The 18,130-nt window shown below is 39.8% G+C and carries 14 protein-coding genes; 5 read left to right on the forward strand and 9 right to left on the reverse strand.

Going from position 1 to position 18,130, the window contains the following annotated elements; all coding sequences use genetic code 11:
* The first annotated feature begins 2 nt into the window (after positions 1 to 2).
* The gene (locus BVC88_RS13650; protein WP_075351264.1) at positions 3 to 2,063 is read left to right on the forward strand and encodes a glutamine--tRNA ligase/YqeY domain fusion protein; all 2,061 of its coding nucleotides are present in this window, start codon (positions 3 to 5) and stop codon (positions 2,061 to 2,063) included.
* 128 nt (positions 2,064 to 2,191) lie between these two features.
* Here BVC88_RS13650 and BVC88_RS13655 read toward each other — a convergent pair whose 3' ends face one another.
* Together BVC88_RS13655 and BVC88_RS13660 are read right to left on the reverse strand one after the other, a co-directional pair.
* On the reverse strand, positions 2,192 to 4,009 hold the full coding sequence (locus BVC88_RS13655) for an adenylate/guanylate cyclase domain-containing protein (RefSeq protein WP_075351265.1): 1,818 nt from the start codon (positions 4,007 to 4,009) through the stop codon (positions 2,192 to 2,194).
* A 24-nt stretch (positions 4,010 to 4,033) separates the two neighbouring features.
* Positions 4,034 to 4,468: a hypothetical protein gene (locus BVC88_RS13660; RefSeq protein ID WP_075351266.1), complete on the reverse strand. Its 435-nt coding sequence runs from the start codon at positions 4,466 to 4,468 to the stop codon at positions 4,034 to 4,036.
* Positions 4,469 to 4,783: 315 nt separating this feature from the next.
* On the opposite strand from BVC88_RS13660, the gene BVC88_RS13665 reads away from it, so the two are divergent.
* The gene (locus tag BVC88_RS13665; RefSeq protein WP_075351267.1) at positions 4,784 to 7,846 is read left to right on the forward strand and encodes a VPS10 domain-containing protein; all 3,063 of its coding nucleotides are present in this window, start codon (positions 4,784 to 4,786) and stop codon (positions 7,844 to 7,846) included.
* A gap of 133 nt (positions 7,847 to 7,979) precedes the next feature.
* Here the strand turns inward: BVC88_RS13665 and BVC88_RS13675 are convergent, their stop codons facing one another.
* The 4 genes from BVC88_RS13675 to BVC88_RS13690 form a co-directional block, all read right to left on the reverse strand.
* A complete protein-coding gene (locus BVC88_RS13675) occupies positions 7,980 to 8,429 on the reverse strand; it encodes a KTSC domain-containing protein (protein WP_075351269.1) in 450 nt (149 codons plus the stop codon).
* 267 nt (positions 8,430 to 8,696) lie between these two features.
* Complete coding sequence (locus BVC88_RS13680; protein ID WP_075351270.1) at positions 8,697 to 9,170, reverse strand: hypothetical protein; 474 nt, start codon at positions 9,168 to 9,170, stop codon at positions 8,697 to 8,699.
* A gap of 13 nt (positions 9,171 to 9,183) precedes the next feature.
* Positions 9,184 to 10,326, reverse strand: a complete 1,143-nt coding sequence (locus tag BVC88_RS13685) for a DUF819 family protein (protein WP_075351271.1) — start codon at positions 10,324 to 10,326, stop codon at positions 9,184 to 9,186.
* On the reverse strand, positions 10,326 to 11,846 hold the full coding sequence (locus BVC88_RS13690; protein WP_075351272.1) for a M20/M25/M40 family metallo-hydrolase: 1,521 nt from the start codon (positions 11,844 to 11,846) through the stop codon (positions 10,326 to 10,328). Before BVC88_RS13690 ends, BVC88_RS13685 begins: the two co-directional genes overlap by 1 nt.
* Positions 11,847 to 11,948: 102 nt before the next feature.
* Between BVC88_RS13690 and BVC88_RS13695 the strand changes: the two genes are divergently transcribed.
* On the forward strand, positions 11,949 to 13,049 hold the full coding sequence (locus BVC88_RS13695; protein ID WP_075351427.1) for an XdhC family protein: 1,101 nt from the start codon (positions 11,949 to 11,951) through the stop codon (positions 13,047 to 13,049).
* A 7-nt stretch (positions 13,050 to 13,056) separates the two neighbouring features.
* A complete protein-coding gene (locus BVC88_RS13700; RefSeq protein WP_075351273.1) occupies positions 13,057 to 13,647 on the forward strand; it encodes a nucleotidyltransferase family protein in 591 nt (196 codons plus the stop codon).
* A 111-nt stretch (positions 13,648 to 13,758) separates the two neighbouring features.
* Here the strand turns inward: BVC88_RS13700 and BVC88_RS13705 are convergent, their stop codons facing one another.
* Entirely contained in the window at positions 13,759 to 14,910 is a 1,152-nt protein-coding gene (locus tag BVC88_RS13705; RefSeq protein WP_075351274.1) for a cysteine desulfurase family protein, read from the reverse strand.
* Positions 14,911 to 14,981: 71 nt separating this feature from the next.
* Here BVC88_RS13705 and BVC88_RS13710 point away from each other — a divergent pair, with 71 nt between their 5' ends.
* Positions 14,982 to 15,326: a hypothetical protein gene (locus BVC88_RS13710; RefSeq protein WP_075351275.1), complete on the forward strand. Its 345-nt coding sequence runs from the start codon at positions 14,982 to 14,984 to the stop codon at positions 15,324 to 15,326.
* Positions 15,327 to 15,394: 68 nt separating this feature from the next.
* On the opposite strand, the gene BVC88_RS13715 is transcribed toward BVC88_RS13710, so the two are convergent.
* Positions 15,395 to 17,557: a xanthine dehydrogenase family protein molybdopterin-binding subunit gene (locus tag BVC88_RS13715; RefSeq protein WP_075351276.1), complete on the reverse strand. Its 2,163-nt coding sequence runs from the start codon at positions 17,555 to 17,557 to the stop codon at positions 15,395 to 15,397.
* A gap of 2 nt (positions 17,558 to 17,559) precedes the next feature.
* Complete coding sequence (locus BVC88_RS13720) at positions 17,560 to 18,018, reverse strand: (2Fe-2S)-binding protein (RefSeq protein WP_075351428.1); 459 nt, start codon at positions 18,016 to 18,018, stop codon at positions 17,560 to 17,562.
* Positions 18,019 to 18,130 lie beyond the last annotated feature (112 nt).

Consider the following 18,130-nt stretch of genomic DNA (forward strand, 5'->3'; position numbering starts at 1 on the left):
CCATGACAGAAGAAAACTCATCACTGAATTTTATCGAACAAATTATAGCCGACGATTTGGCAGCGGGCCTTTCGCCGGACAAGCTTCGTTTTCGATTTCCACCTGAGCCAAATGGCTATCTACATATTGGTCATGCAGCTTCTATTTGTCTAAATTTTGGTTTAGGCGAAAAACATAATGCACCGGTCAATCTTCGATTTGACGATACCAATCCTGCCAAAGAAGAGCAGGAATATGTTGATGCTATTAAAAGAGATATTCAATGGCTTGGTTTCAAATGGGCGGTTGAATGTTACTCATCTGACTATTTTCAGCAGCTCTATGATTGGGCGATTCAATTGATTAAAGAAGGAAAAGCCTATGTGGATGGTCAATCTGCCGAAGCTATGGCGGAGCAAAAAGGGACTCCAAGTACACCAGGCGTAGCTGGTCCATTCCGTGATTTATCGGTTGAAGAGAACCTTGATTTATTCCAGCGAATGAAGGATGGGGAATTTGAGCAGGGAAGCTATGTGCTTCGAGCGAAAATTGATATGGCTTCACCGAATATGCTGATGCGAGATCCGATTCTTTATCGGGTTGTCAAAAAAGCGCATCACCGGACTGGAACCGACTGGTGTATCTATCCAATGTATGATTGGACTCATGGAGAGTCTGATTACATCGAACAAATTTCTCATTCCATCTGTACGTTGGAGTTTAAAATGCACAGGGAATTGTACGATTGGTTTTTGGATCAGATCATCGATCCTGCGAAGCTAAGACCGATTCAACGGGAATTTGCAAGGAGAAATTTGAGCTATACTGTGATGAGTAAGCGAAAGCTTTTGGAATTAGTACAAAGCAAGACTGTATCGGGTTGGGATGATCCTCGAATGCCAACTATTTCCGGACTTAGGAGAAGGGGCTATACCCCAGAATCAATCCGTAATTTCAGTGATCTTTCAGGCATCTCGAAGCGTGATAGCGTTACCGATGTTTCCTTATTGGAATATTGTATTCGAGAAGACTTGAATAAAGTTGCTACTCGGGTAATGGGGGTTTTGGATCCTGTCAAATTAGTAATTACCAATTATCCAGCAGGGAAAACTGAACTCTTGGATTCCGAAAATAATCCAGAGGATCCGAACTCAGGGACACATGAACTTCCATTCTCCGGGGAATTGTATATCGAGCGGGAAGATTTCAAAGAAGCCGCAGGATCCAATTTCTTTCGATTGACATTGGGAAATGAAGTTCGTCTGAAAAGCGCTTACATCATCAAAGGAGAATCTGTGGTGAAAGATGTGGAAGGTAATATATTAGAAATTCATTGTACTGCTGACTTGGATTCAAGATCAGGTTCTGGTACCGAAGCGAGCACAAGAAAAGTAAAAGGAACACTTCATTGGGTATCTATCCAACATGCAATCACTGCTGAAGTGCGGGAATATGATCGTTTGTTTTTGGACGAAGCACCAGACTCTCATGAAGACAGGAATTTCATGGAATTTGTAAATCCTGATTCTTTGAAAATCATTTCAAAAGCATATTTAGAGCCGTTTTTGGCTGATGCCAAAGTCGGCGATAAGTTCCAGTTTCAACGATTGGGATATTTTACGCTCGATAAAGATTCATCGGCAGACAAGCTTGTCTTCAATAAAACTGTAGGCTTGCGGGACTCTTGGGCTAAGCAAAAGCCAGCACCTGCTGCTCAACAAAACCCTTCAAATTCCCAGAAAAGCAATCCAAAACCATCACAAGATCAGCAAGTGCGATCTGCAATCAATGAGATTCAGAAAATAGCTAAAAAGTACACAAACCTTTCTGGAGATAAATTGGCTGCTGCCCGTGCAGATATTGCCCGATTGGCTGAAGAGGTAAGCTATGAAGAGTTGGAGCCTTTGTTCCAGACTGCGGCCAAAAAAGTCGGAACCCGAATCGGTGTGATGATTACCCTCGGTGTTTTATTGAATAAAGGTCAAGCCCGGAATTCAGTGATAGAAGCCTTTGTTGCTGCGGGATTGTCGGATGAAAACGAATTGCTGGTAGAAGAGGCGAAAGCAGTTAGCAGTTTACAGTAGACAGTATTACAGTAGGCAGTTAGCAGTATTACAGTAGACAGTATTACGGTAGGCAGGCAGTTAGCAGATATAATTTAGAAAAACGCTCGTTGAAATAAATCAACGAGCGTTTTTTTAATCTAGTCTTCTCAACTTTCCTTTAAAAAATACATCTTCCAGATCCCTCTATTTTTAACATCGATACTTCCGCGGTATTCACATTCAAATTCATCTTTGATCAGTTCGTAGGTTGTTTCTGACATATTGATTTTACCTTCTACAGAGTTGGTTTCCATGCGCGAAGCGATATTCACTGTATCTCCCCAGATATCGTATTGCCATTTTTTGATTCCAACAATTCCGGCGACTATAGGTCCTGTATGGATTCCGATGCGCATTTCAAAGTGCATCAAGTCATTCTTAAGTTCCTGATTTACGAAGGCCATCATTTCTTTTGCAGCCAAAATCACGTCTTTGGGATGGGTTTTGTTCTGAATTGGGAGACCTCCGGCACACATATAAGAGTCGCCAATAGTTTTGATCTTTTCAAGGCCATATTTTGTCGTGATCCGATCAAATTCTTTGAAATAAAAATCAATACTTTCTACCAATTTTTCGGGAGAAATATTCTCTGAAATCGCGGTAAAACTTTTGAAATCTGTAAACAAAACCGTTACTGAATCTATTCTTTTGGCCATTACTTTGCCGTCATTCTTTAATTCTTCAGCGGTTTCCTCCGGCAAAATATTCAGCAATAATTCCTCAGATCTGTTTTTTTCCTTTTCAATAATCAATTTGGTTTCCTTTTCAAACCGATAGCGTCGATAAGTCATTATTGCTACAAGAATCACAAAAAGCAACACGAAAAGTACAGCGTAGATAATTAATTGCTGTCTCTTTTCCTTGAGTTGGGAAATTAATGCTTCCTTCTCCAAAGAATCGACTTCAACTTGTTTTTGAGATACTTCGTAATCGGTTCGGAGGTTTGCAATCTCTTGTACCGCCTGAATATTATTTACACTATCTCGATAGAGGATGTATTGTTTATAAGATTCCAACGCTTTTGGAGCATTTCCTGATTGTTCATAAATCTTTGATAATAATAGATTTGACTCACTGATTTGCTCTTTAAGGCCATATTTTTTAGCCAGATCAAGACTTTGCTGTGAATAGGACAAGGCCATTGCTTCTTCACCTTTTTCCAAATAAATAGAGGACATGAAATTCAAATAAACTGCTATGGCATAGTAATCCGCATACTTTTCCAGAATCTCAATGGCCTGATTTATTCGATCTTCAGCAATGCTATTATTGCCATACTTGGCGAAGATCATCCCCAAATTACCGAGGCAATATGCTTCACCTAAGGGGAAATTTACACGCTCAAAAATCTGCTGAGATCGTTCTGTAAAAAGTAAGGCCGAGTCCAATTTCCCCATGTTTAAGTATTCATCTCCAGCATTGAAAATGGCACTGCCTAAACCTATGGAGTCGTTTCCATTTTCGAGGATTTCAATACTTTTCCGATAATAAATAATAGCGTTTTGGCTATTCTCGCTTGCGGAATAGGTGTCAGCTATTGCGACAAATATTTTCCCTATATCCTCATTATTCTCATATTTCTCGGCATATTTTAAGGCAATAAAGTAGTTTGCCAAGCCCTCAGACAAATTGCCTTTTAACTTATATGCATTACCGATTTGAAGGTGTGCAGCATATAAGTTAGAGAAAAGGGAGTCTTTTGAAGATTTCTGAAGTAGGATATTGCCGTATTTCAAAAGCGTATCAGGATTTTGTTCTTTGGCTAAAAGTTTGTTTAAAAGGTCTAGATTTTTCTCTCCACCATCAAAATAGGCTTTTTTAAGACTGTCTAGTATAAAAGCATTTCTACCCTCCTCAGTTTCTGATTGCCCATAGACTTGGAAGGATGAAATGAATAAGAAAATGAATAAGACGGTGATTTTCAAATCAAAAAAATTAGGCTTATGCTATCAGAATATTTTAATCTTTGGATCAATGGTGTATTTTTTTTCTACTCCGCCTGAGTTGACCATGAACTTGATTTTATACTCTTCAGGTGGAGATGAATCTTTTATTTTGCCTACATGGCCATCGATATGCGTAGATCCTGCACCGTTTTTACGGTTATAAATCTTAATAAAGGATTTACTTCCTTTCTTGGCCTTAATTTCTTTGATGATCACAAAATCCTCTTTGCTAGTCATGATATACATGGCGGCTCCAACCCAAGACAGCTTCGAATTTGATTTGATGTAGCTCGTGAAATCTTCTCTTCCAGGAACATCATCATGATTGTCGCAGATAAGCACGCATTCTAGAACCTTGTCTTTTTCCTTGTTAGAATACTGGATGATTTTAGTGGTATCCACGTAAAGTGTGATAATGGTATCTTTCATTTTTGACATGATTGTGAAATTTTTTGATAAAAACTAAAAAGGATAGCGTGCTATTTTTTTGATTTTTAAAAAATTAGCCTCCTCAAAATAGAAAAAAGTAGGCAAAAACCAATACCCCATTTTCACTGAGGAAGGTATTTTTAATCCATGGTTTCCCCAAAAGCAAATCTGTCAAGTATATCACCAAATACATTTTATTTTTATGGTGAGTCTTAAAACAGCGTAGAGCAAAAAAATGAGGAAGCACTTTCCATTGGTATATTAAAAAATCGCATCATTTCCAGAGAATTTGTACTTTGTATCAAAGCCACAAATATCAACCTTATGAAATACTTTAAAAATCCTTTTGCTGCGCTGATCATAGTTTGCTTGATTTTCGCATCGATTCAGGAACTCCAAGCCCAGAAATTACAGGTAGACACCTCATTTTATTCAAGTTATACCTGGAGAAATATAGGGCCAAATCGCGGTGGAAGATCACTCGGTAGTTCGGGAAGTCCTAGTCGTCCCTATGAATACTATTTTGGAGCTACTGGTGGAGGACTTTGGAAAACCATCGATGGAGGAAATGAATGGTTTCCGGTTACCGACGGTCAAATCTCTTCCTCAAGTATAGGAGCAGTTGCGGTAGCTGAAAGCAATCCTGACATTGTCTATATCGGTGGAGGAGAAACTCAACTTCGTGGAAGTATCACACAAGGTGATGGAGTCTATAAAACTACAGACGGAGGCAAAACCTGGAAGCATCTCGGACTTGAGGAAACGCAAGCCATCTCCAGAATCAGAGTAGACCCAACCAATGCTGACCTTGTCTATGTGGCTGCTTTGGGACATCCTTACGGCGAAAATGAAGAACGGGGAGTTTTCCGTTCAAAAGATGGAGGAGATACTTGGGAAAAAGTGCTCTATGTAAGTGATAAAGCAGGGGCTGCGGATCTAATCATAGACCGTACCAACCCAAGTGTACTTTATGCATCAACTTGGCAGGTGTACCGTAAAGCATGGAAAATGTGGGGTGGTGGTCCGGATTCTAAGCTTTGGAAATCTACAGATGGTGGAGATACTTGGACTGATCTGACCTCCAATCCTGGAATGCCAGCCGGACCCATCGGAAAGATCGGGGTGACGGTCTCCCCTGCCGATCCCAATCGCGTTTGGGCTATAGTTGAAGCCAATGAAGGTGGAGTTTTCAGATCCGATGATGCAGGAAAAACTTGGGAAAAAGTAAATGATGAGCGGAAATTAAGACAAAGAGCATTTTACTATTCGAGGATTTATGCAGATCCTATTGATAAGAATACAGTCTATGGATTGAATGTGGACTTTTGGAAATCGACGGACGGTGGAAAAACTTTTGATGTAGAGATTACAGTGCCCCATGGAGATAATCACGATCTATGGATAGATCCAAATGATCCGATGAGAATGATCAGTTCCAATGATGGTGGTGGTGTTGTGAGTATCAATGGTGGAAAGACTTGGACAGAAGAAGACTATACAACCACACAATTTTATCATGTGATGACTACTTCAGATGTTCCCTATCATGTCGCTGGAGCCCAGCAGGATAACAGTACTTTAGCAATGCCTTCAGAGGGTTGGGATCATATGCTTGGAAGAGGTCCTGGACATGGATGGCACTATGCAGTAGGTGGTGGAGAAAGCGGCTGGATCACTCAAAGCCCTACAGACCCAGATATATTTTATGCTGGTTCTCAGGGAGCTTTGCTGACAAGGTATAATCGAAAAACAGGCCAGATTCGTGATATTCAGGTTTACCCTAGATTCTTTTCAGGCGAACCAGCTTCTGCCCTACCTGAAAGATGGCAATGGACTTTCCCTATTATGTTTTCTCCCTTGGATCCCAAGACGATGTACACCACTTCCCAGCATGTTTGGAAAACTACCAATGATGGACAAACCTGGGAAAAAATCAGTCCCGATCTTACCTATGCTGATCCTGAAACCTTGGGAAAAACCGGTGGGGTGATCACTATGGATATGAATGGTCCAGAAATTTATGCGACTGTCTTTGCACTTGCACCTTCCATGCATGATGTGAATACTATTTGGGCTGGTTCGGATGATGGAAAAGTCCATATCACTCAAGACGGAGGGAAAAACTGGGTGGATATTACACCGAAAGACTTACCGAAATTTTCTAGGATCAGTATCATTGATGAGGGGAAATTTAGACCTGGAACGCTTTATTTCGCAGCCAATCGCTACCAAGTTGATGATCGACAGCCTTATGTCTTTAAAACTGATGACTTTGGTAAAACCTGGACAAAAATTATTTCGGGAATTGAAGATGGACACTTTGCGCGAGCAATTCGAGAGGATTTAGAAAAGCCAGGATTGCTTTATTTAGCTACAGAGCATGGAGTTTATGTTTCCTTTAACGATGGAGAAATATGGCAGTCATTGCAGCTTAACCTTCCAGATACCCCAATACGCGATTTAGTGCTGAAAAATGACGATGTGGTATTGGGTTCTCATGGCCGTGGCTTCTGGATTTTGGATGATATCCGACCACTTCGTGCAGCAGTTGAAACCACCTCTAAAAATGAAGTAACCCTTTATAAGCCAGCCAACCCTATTCGTGGAGTTTACGATGCAGCAATACAGTATTACTTACCAGAGAAGGTAGATTCCCTGAAAATAGAAATTCTTGATTCTGATGGAAATCTAATCAACACCTACACTGCATACGGAGATTCTACAGCCCGAAATGCCCCAAAGCGTAATGCTGGACTGAACACCTTTATCTGGGATATGCGCTATCCTGGATCTACTGTTTTTGATGGGATGATCATTTGGTCGGCAAGACCTCAGCGAGGCCCTTATGCTCCTATCGGAACTTATCAAGTGAAGCTGACGGCATTGGGTAATACGCATGCTACTGATTTTGAGTTAGAGATGGATCCGAATCTTGAAGGAGTCACGGTTGATGATTTGCAAAAGCAATTTGATCTAGCTATGATGATCCGAGATAAAGTATCCGAGGCCAATGAAGCCGTGATTTTGATCCGTCAGATTGAGTCTCAAGCAGAAGCATTGGATGCTGCGCAAAAGAAGAAGATCGAAAAGGAACTTAATGCTCTTTTAAGCAAACTGCAGCTGATCGAAGAAGATCTCTATCAGGTGAAGAATCAAAGTGGGCAAGATCCATTAAACTTCCCAATAAAGCTGAATAATAGATTAGCATCCCTTCAGAGAAGTGTAGAAACTGGTCAAGCCAGACCAACTGATGCAGCCTATGTGGTTTTTGAAGAACTTTCTGGAGAATTGGAAAATCATCTCGCAAAATTGGATGAGTTGCTTTCAAAGGATCTGAAAAAGTTAAATGATGTACTACCAAATAAAATCACAATTGATAAGAAGTGATTTTAAGATTTCTCTTGATGCTAAAAAGTCTGTAAGGATTTTACTTCGAGAAATTATTCTTATTGGACAAAATAAAAAATGGCTTTCTGATCTCAGAAAGCCATTTTTTTGTTTAATTATTGAAGAAGCAAATTTATGCTTCCACCAAGGTCTTCTTTGATTTCCGATAGAGATGAGAACTCAGGATGTTTCTTCTTGCAAATCGATAAGCATTGTCTGCACTGAGAAATTTAGTGTAGGTGTTTTTTGAAACTCCAAAATACTCGTAAGTATTTCCATCCAGAAATGTAATTTCCAGAACGAGATTTTTATAATGAAAATCTTCAATACCTGTCTGAGTCGCAGTTATAGTGTATTCTTCAAGATTGGAAGCAATTGTTTCAGGAGCGATACTGACTAAAAAATGGTACCCATCAATTATTTTGGTACTCTTTTCCTGAGCTTCTTTTGCTCGTTCATCCCCTTCTTGGAATTTGTCAGGATGCCATTCTTTAACGAGATTCCGGTAAGTAGTTTTTAGCTCTTTCAGATCAATTGGTCCCTCGATACTAAATAACTTTTTGTATTCATTAATGCGCTTCATAGAATCTCTCTTAAAATTTGCGCAAAGTTACTCATATAATTTTTGAAAATGCTAAAACATGAATTCCTAAGCGTTTACCTGAATTAAGATTAATTCCTTCCATATTTTTCAATACAAAAATTGGTGTATTAATTAATCTGTAAATTATTATTTTGATTTATCCCTTGATTAAATAGCTCAGTTAATTTGTGTTTTGGTAATTCTAAAATTTCAAAAATCCAATATACCAATCACATGAAGATATTGTAAATCAATTAAATACAGGAATTAAGTCAAGTCCTCTATCCTACCCTCATAGTCAAATTGCAAATCTTCGTGAAGTCCGTCTATAAGTTTCACTGCCTTTTTGACTTGCATTTGGTAAATATTATCAAGTACGGCATGCCGATGATCCAAAAAGCCATTTTCTTTTAATTGCTCACAAAAAAACAAGATTACTTCAATCTGATCTGTCTTATTTTTAGTCAGCTTGAGCAGTTTATTCATTTTTCTTCGAATCTTCTGTGCTGATTTTTTAGCGTAATAGTAATGATCTGCCCGGGCATTTTGGAATTCGTTTGCTAAATCCTCCTGAGCCATTTCCACAAATAAACCCGGGTTGTCTTTTTCATTCAGTTTAAAAAACAGAAAGGATTTATTGTCCCTGCTAAACTTCGAAAGTTCCAAGATCACTTCTATCAGTTCCTTTTCAGGTAAGTAAGAAAGTTCTTTTTTAAGCTGTGCTAAACTCGGGATTTTCATTCCTGATTTTCTGTTAGATATTTTGAAAAAGATAGATCGTCAACATTCCCCATCCTGTACCTGTGACCATACTCAATATCGCCAACAAGACCGCATGAGGCATCAAATCTTTCCGAAAAGCCGCTGTGACAGCCGGTGCGGTGGAGATTCCACCCAAATTAGCCATTGAAGCGATTGGTACCCAAACCAAGTTTAACTTTAAAATTTTTGCGCAAATCAGCATCCCTACAAAATGTAGAATTAGCCAGACCACCACAAGCAATACGAAAACCAAGGGTAAACTCAGATTGCTGAAATCCAATCGCAAACCCAAAATCGCCATAACCAATACTATACAAATCCCTCCCAATTGAAGAGAAAAGCGGGTATTCCAAAGTTTGAAGATGTTTCCCAATACTAAACCAATTATGGATAGGCTGACTACCATTCCAAGAAAGGAAATGTTTAAAATGAAAATCAATGAAGCTATTCCAAAGAATATTAAAAGGGTGATCCAAGGATAGATTTTCCTTCCACTACTTTTCAAATCAACCGTTGATTGATCTGGAATCGGGTCATTGATTCCAAGCAGTGTACTTAAGGTTTCCCCTTTTTTAATGAATTGAAACATCAAAATCGTCCAGATATTCACCAAGATATTATCTAGAACCAATACCGAAAGAAAAAGTGACTCCGGCGTTTGAGCTAATTCTTTTAAAATTAATTGGCTGGTACTTCCTCCGATCCAACCTCCAACAATTGGTACTAATCCTTTCCAATAACTTTGACCAACAAATAGATCTGAAGACACAGGATCTACACCTGAAAATATCAAAACCAAAATCACCGGAAGTGTGGCGATGATGGCTGAGCCAACAAAAAACAGAACCAAAGGCCTAACACCTACTATGGCCAATTGTCTTAATGGCAAAGCGCTCATCACTGCTAGCAGTGTAATTGGGATGATCCAGTTTCGACTTAAGGAATGCAAATAAACTCCGGACAGATCCCATCCGAATAGATGTGTAAATCCCGCTGGGATCACATATGCAAAGAGAATTGCAGGAAACCAGTCTAATATTTTTTCTACAATTCGATTTTTTACTTTACTGATTCTCAGTACGAAAATCACTGTCAGTAAAACAATCGCCGTAGCTATCCAGTCAAGATTTTCCATTAATCAAATGATTGACTTAAGATTCCAAGACAGGTCTGGATTCCTTCCAAATAATTTCCCACTCGGATATTTTCATTAGGCGCATGAATGCTGTTGTCTGGGTTTGGGATTCGAACAGAAACAGCGGGAATTCCCAAGATATTGATAAAAGGCGCCATTGGTTGTGAGCCTCCCGTCAGCCTGGTTTTAATGTAGTTTTCCCCAAAAACCAGACTCATTCCCTTTTCCAGCCAGTTTCCGAAATCAGATTCCATTTCTGCCCGGAAAGGTTCTGAGCCGATCCGATAGTCAAATGAAATCAATTTTGAATAAATCTTTCGCTCCTGATCTGAAGGCTCACCTTCCACAAAATGATAGCCTTGATCTGCAATAAATTGTCTGACTAGTTCCACCTGCCGCTCTGCCGGAGTTTCTTTCACAGTGCGCATATCGATTTCGATGATGGCTTCGGATGGAATTATGGTACGTACCTCCTTACCTACCCAAGCTGCCCGCATACCCCGAACATTCAGCGAAGGGAATTGCATGGCTTCCTGATAGCTAGTACCTACTTTTTCAGCTTCAGCGATTCCGAGCTCATTTTGAATTTGTTCCATACTTTCGGGAACGGCTGCCATAGCTTTCAGATCAGATTCTGTAAAATTCACGCCATCATAAAAACCTGGAATCAGTACTTTTCCGGATTCATCTTTCATAGCTGAGAGTAATCGAGCTGCGGCAAAAACTGGGTTTGGAGCGAAATTTCCATACTGGCCACTGTGGAGATCATCATTTGCGCCAAATATTTTCAAGGTGATGGTTGCAATTCCTCTTGCTCCAAAAGCCAAATTGGGAAGGTTGGAAAAGTGACGAGTTCCATCCATAATAAGGATTCCATCTGCTGCAAAGAGCTTCTTATTTTCAGCCACAACTTTGGCAAGTTCTGGTGAACTTATTTCTTCCTGAAAATCCAGGATAAACTTCAGATTGACTGCTGGAGCAATTCCCTTTTGTCTGAGAATATCCAAAGCAGATAGAAACGTCATGGTTGGACCTTTGGAGTCGGACGCCGAACGAGCGAAAATCTTCCATTCTGGATCTATTTTTCCATCTAGAAAATTCCAGTTGATTGCCTCCCAATTCCCATTTATCTCCTCCATCAATTCAGGAATGTATGGGCTTTCTTGATTCCAAGCAGAAGAATCTACGGGCTGCCCATCAACTTGCATGTAAACAAGAATTGTTTTCTTTTTCGGGTCATTTTTACCTTGAGCAAAAAGATGCGGAACTCCGTTTGATGTCAATATTTGGGTTTTATAACCTCGCTTTTCCAAAGCTGCTTTAGTCCAATCCAAATTCAATTGAATGTCGGAAGGCACCTTTCCATTATTAGGAAGGCTTAGATACTCCTGAAATTCGAAAAGTGAACTCCTCAACTGGGCAGTTGAGGCTTCTATTATCTCGGATTTGCTGAGTTGAGCATTCGCTTGGATGATTGAGATAAAAAACAGAAGTATTAGCGCAGATACAGCGTGTTTCATTCTTTAAAGATTAATCCCCGATTATACAGATTTTTCTTCTGGCATTCGGAAGTATCCTCTATTTTTATGCTGAACGATTTTAATCGATATCAAAGATTTTCTATGAACGAGCAAAAATCCATTATAAAAGCCTACCAATCAGCTAAAAAGAATCAACTTAAAGTTGCACTTGCAACTGTTGTCCAAGTCGATGGCTCTGCTTACCGAAGGCCTGGAGCTAGAATGCTAATTACAGAAGCAGGTGAACTGACCGGTGCCATCAGTGGCGGATGCCTGGAAGGCGATGCGCTTCGCAAAGCACAAACCGTGATTTTTCAGCAGGAATCTATGTTGGTAACCTACGACACTACTGATGAAGATGATCAGAAATTCGGTATAGGTTTAGGGTGTAATGGTATCATTCATGTATTAATCGAACCGATTGATTTCCAGGATGAATTGAACCCGGTAGCGCTTCTTCAAATGGCGATAGAAGATCGTGAATTGGGCGTTTTAGCAACTATTTTCTCTGTAAGAAATGCTAGATCAGCACAAATTGGAACCCGATTTTTAAAGAAAGGTGATACAAACAGGAAGAAAGTAAATGGAATAGAACCGCCAGTTTTGGGACTAATTGAATCCGTATTTTACAATCATTCTTCAATAAAAAGCGAAATTTTAGCACTGGATCAATCTCATTCAATCTTCATTGAAGTGATACATCCACCGATTCAATTATTACTTTTTGGTGCTGGAAATGATACTATTCCTGTTGCCAAAATGGCTAATTTACTGGGTATTGAAGTTGTCTTAATCGATGGTAGAGCCAATCAGGCTACCGAATCCCGGTTTCCTACAGTTATAAAAATTAAAGTTTCCCCACCTGAAACAGCGCTGGAAGGAATAACTATTGATACTCATACTGTGGCTTTGTTGATGACTCATAATTTCGAATACGAGGCTACAGTTCTCGAAGCTCTCCTTTCTAAAAAACTATCTTATGTTGGGATTTTGGGACCAAAGAAAAAATCGGAAAAGCTACACGAACGCTTAACTTCTAAAGGACTAGAATTGGACTGGAGTAATGTGTTTGGACCGATTGGTTTGGACATCGGTGCGGAGAACTCTGAAGAAATAGCTTTGTCCGCTTTGTCAGAAATAAAAGCAGTTCTCGATGGAAAAATGGGTACCTTTCTGCGTGATAAACAAGGTCCAATACATTAAATAATACATGGAAAAAGCTAAAACCGGAATCATTATTCTCGCTGCAGGCGAATCTTCAAGATTGGGATATCCCAAGCAAATAGCTCAATACAAAGGAAAAACATTGCTTCAGTATGCAATTGATGCTGCTTTGGAAGCTAAAGTTGAGAAGCAAATATTGGTTTTGGGAGCGAATAAAGACGAGATAAAAAAGACTTTTAGAGGTGATTCTATTCCCAACATTCCAAATCAGGATTGGGAAAAAGGAATGGCTTCCAGTATGCAAAAAGGCTTGGATTATTTATTGAAGTTTGATGCTCCTGATCAGGTGATTATCATGCTTTGCGATATGCCGTATGTGGATTCCAAGTTGCTGAAGAAACTGATTGCTTCACAAAAGAAGACTGGAAAAGGTATTGTTGCCTGTGAATATTCAGAAACGGTAGGCGTTCCCATTCTTTTCACAAAAGCTTATTTTAAGGAATTGAAAGCACTTTCAGGAGATGAGGGTGCAAAAAAAGTTGCTCTTGCACACGAAGATGATTGTGCACTAGTTAAATTTCCAATGGGTAAAGTTGATGTGGATACGGAAGAAGATTTAAGAGATTTGAATCTTTAGGATTCTTGTCCTTGCTGCGTAGTGTTGGGGAACTGAGGGAAAGTTGAACCAAACGGTCAACGCTATTTAGGGAAGTACACTAGTCAAAAATCTTATATCCTAAATCTTAAATCAAACATTTTCCCCTCTCAACTCACCCACCACTTCCTTAACCCAATCAATAGCGTCTAGAATCTCTATTTCACTAGTCTGAAATCCCAGGCTGAAACGAATCGAAGCTCTCCCTAAATCCGAATTCAAACCCATCGCTTGAAGAACATGGCTTGGTTTTGGCGAAATACTCGTGCAAGCTGAACCAGAGCTCACTGCGACTTTCAGGCAGACTTTTCGGAGTAGCTCCTCTCCTTCTACTCCTCCGAAAGCAATATTGGTAACATGAGACAATCTATTGGATTGACTTCCATTCAAAAATGTGTTAGGGATTTCTAAGAGCTTATTTTCAAGCAAATCTCTTAGCTTTTCCAGCCGCTCACTTTCTTCATTTATAGCTTGAAACCGCATTTCTGAAGCCTTCCCCATCCCAACTATTCCAGGGACATTTAAGGTGCCGGATCTAAAACCTTTCTCATGTCCTCCTCCGATTTGTTGCGGAGTAGGCTTAGGTAAATCATGATTATGACGGATATACAATGCTCCTACCCCTTTTGGTCCATAAAACTTATGCGCTGAAATCGCCATCAAATGCACACCAGATAGCGAAATGGGGATTTTACCCACTGCTTGAACTCCATCCACAAAAAGAATTACTTGATGTTCGTTCGCTATTTCGGCTATTTCTTCAACGGGATGAATTACTCCTGTTTCATTATTCGCCCACATCAATGCGATCATTTTGGTCTCTGCTCGTATTGCGCTCTCCAGCTCCTCCAGATCAATCTTTCCTTCTGAATCAACTTTCAAATAAGTGATTTGAGCCCCTTTTTTCTCTAAAGAATCCAAACAATCCAAAACAGCTTTATGCTCCGTTTTGCAACTGATAATGTGAATCGGCTGGTCTTCAAAGACATCAAATATTCCTTTTAAAGCAAGGTTAATCGATTCAGTCGCCCCGGAAGTAAAAATGATCTCTTTTGGTTTTGCTCCAATCAAGTTTGCAACCTGTTCTCTTGCTACTTCAACTGCATTTTCGGCTACCCATCCATAGGGATGTGATTTGCTGGCCGCATTGCCAAAGTGAGTCCCAAAGAATGGAAGCATTGCCTCAATCACTTCCGGGTAGCAAGGTGTGGTTGAATTATAATCTAGGTAAATGGGGTAATTCATGAGTTCAAAATAGCTTAATATCCTCGTTTTTCTAGGTTTTGTAGTTTTGTATCTTTGAGAAAACTACGCATATGCAAGAAACCTGGACATTTGATTATTCAGATTCTTTAAACTCCAATAATCTCTCAGAATTCCTTAAGTCTAAATCAAAAGATTTAGGAATCTTTCTTTCCTATTATTATAAAAGAGACGGCGCCTTGGCTGAAAATGTAGATGTAAAATCAAAGCCGATTTTTGAGACACCAACCAGTGGGAATCTAATCTTGGAATTTGATTTAATCCATTTCAATGCTTGTCTAGGCATACACGAGAAAGAAATATCAGAGATGAAAATTAGATTTGAGATGAATGAAAGAGCAAATCAATTGATATTGACGGGAGCTTATTGGCCGGAAAGAGGAATGGATGAGATTTGATTTATCGATTGAAAATGAAAAAAGCCTTCTGAATTTAGATTCAGAAGGCTTTTAGATTTCAAGGAAAACTATGCTCTCCGAATTGCTAATTTGATATCCGAAAATTCCTCCTGTTCAATAAATGGTTGGCTTCTCAACCTTCTTCCCGTGGCAGTAAAGATTGCATTTGCAATCGCTCCTCCCGTAGGTGGTAAAGCTGGCTCTCCCAATCCAGTAGGGTCATATCCGGAATCCACATAGTGAACATCGACTTGTGGGACCTCTTTCATCCTTATTAGTTTATAGGAATCAAAGTTTTTCTGAGTTGGTAATCCATCTACGAAAGTCAGATTTCCATACATAGCATGTCCCATACCATCTACGATTCCACCTCTTACTTGATGATCGGCACCCGTGGTATTGATTACCATTCCGCAGTCTGTTGCAGCAGTGATTTTCTTCAAAACAGGGCTTCCGTTTTCTATCTCGATATCAGCCACTTGGGCCACGTAGGTTCGATGAGAGAAATAAACACTGAACCCTTGTTTTACATTTGGATTTTTACCCCAATTAGATTTTTCTTTTACTTTATTGATTACGCCTATCATGCGATCTACATCATAGCCAGGCTCTCCGGTGGGATTATTCTTGGCTTTGTTCAATAAGTTTAATCGAAACTCCACAGGATCTTTGCCTGCTTCAAGCGCAACTTCATCCAAGAAAGATTGCTCCGCATAAGCAAGAAAATTAGTAATAGGTGCTCTCCAGGCATTTGTAGTAATTGGAGAATTATGCTCAACACTCTCTACTTTATAATTTGCTACGGCAGCTGCAGGGAAATTGTCTTGTCTGGTGCTATTTCCAGAATTAATTCCTGCACCTTTTAACTTGTATCCGATCATTTCGCCTGCCTCGTCTAATGCAGCTTCGAATCTATATCTAACAGCCGGCCTGTAAGCTCCTCCAGTTAAATCATCTTCTCTGCTCCACGTCACTTTAACGGGAGCATTCATCATTTTGGAAATTTGAACGGCTTCAGCTACATAGTCAGCACGTAGTCTTCTACCGAATCCACCACCAAGCCGTGTGATTTCTACGGAAATATTTTCTGCAGGAATTCCTAAAATCTCAGCAGCAGTTTGTCTAGCTCGATCCGGAGTCTGAGTAGGTCCTATAAGTTCGGCCTTATCACCCTGAACATGAGCAAAGAAATTCATCGGCTCCATCGGTGAATGCGATAAGAAAGGACACTGATATTCAGCAGTAACGATTTTTGCAGCAGACTTAAAAGCCTGATTGACATTTCCATCCTCTCTTCGAACAGTACTTTTTCCTGTATCCAACATTTCCCGGAAGATCCTATTATGGTCTTCTGTGCTTTCTACGGCACCGTCTGCTTCATATTCCACTTTTAACAGCCTTTTGGCCTTCATCAGTGGCCAAGTAGATTTTCCTACTATCGCTACATTGTTTTCAAATTGAATCACATCCGTGACACCATTTATGTTTTTAGCTTCAGAATCATCCACCGATTTAATTTTCATTCCGAAAGGTGGTCTTTGCACCATGGCATGAAGCATTCCTTCGCGGTAAAAATCTAATCCGAAAAGTGGTTTCCCGGTAAAAATTTCAGGATTATCTACATTTTTAACAGCTGTACCAATAATTGTAAAATCCTTCTTGTCCTTAAGAGTAATCTCCTCAGGTGCAGTCATGGTAGATGCGAGTTCAACAAACTCACCAAAATGACCTGACTTTTTTGAAGCCTTATGAGAAATAATGCCCTTCTCCACAGTGATTTCGGATGCAGGTACTTTCCATGTTTCAGCTGCGGCAGCTACTAAAACAAACTTTGCAGTAGCTCCTGCTTTTCGCAATCGTTCCCAGCTATGCGGCATTGCTCCTGATCCTCCGGTCAATTGCCTATCGTATTTCTCTGTATCCAAATTTGCCTGTACGACACGTACTCTATTCCAATCTGCTTCCAATTCTTCGGCAACAACCATTGGAAAGGAAGTTTTAATATTTTGACCTAGTTCGGGATTTGGTGAATAAATCACCACATCTCCTGTTGGAGAAATGGAGAGGTATCCATTAAAACTCTTAGCCTGTGAGAGTATTTGCTCTGTTGTCAGAACCTCAACTTTTGGAGAATCACAGCTCATCCAATTAAAGCCAATAAACAATCCACCTGCCGTTGTTCCGGCAATTTTGAGAAAGTCTCTTCGATTTGTTTTTAATCCTGTAGCCATAATTATTTGATTTTAGCAGCTGTTGCAACAGCTTCTCTGATTTTATGATAAGTGCCACAACGACAGATATTTCTATTCATTGCCTCATCAATTTCTTCCATGCTAGGGCTTGGGTTTTTATCCAAAAATGCAGCAGCATTCATAATTTGACCAGCTTGGCAATAGCCACATTGTGCTACATCAATTTCATTCCAGGCCTTTTGTACCGGATGATCTCCGTCTTCAGAAAGCCCTTCGATAGTAATGATCTCATCTCCTTCCAAACTTGAGGCTGGAGTGATACAAGAAAAAATTGCCTCACCGTTTCGGTGAACTGTGCATGCACCGCATTGTGCTATACCACAGGAATATTTAGTCCCGACTAGTCCTAAATGATCCCTCAATACCCATAAGAGCGGAGTGTCATCTTCCACATCAACGGTATGGGATTTTCCATTGACTTTAAGGTTTAATGTTGCCATGATCGATTTTTTGAATTCAAGCATAAGTTAAAGAAAATCAAGGTTTGAGCGAAATTCCAGTTGATATTAACTTGAATTTTTGATGAATTGCGCTATGATCGGATGAGTGAAG

It is taken from the genome of Algoriphagus marinus (assembly GCF_001936475.1).
Classification (GTDB): Bacteria; Bacteroidota; Bacteroidia; order Cytophagales; family Cyclobacteriaceae; genus Algoriphagus; species Algoriphagus marinus.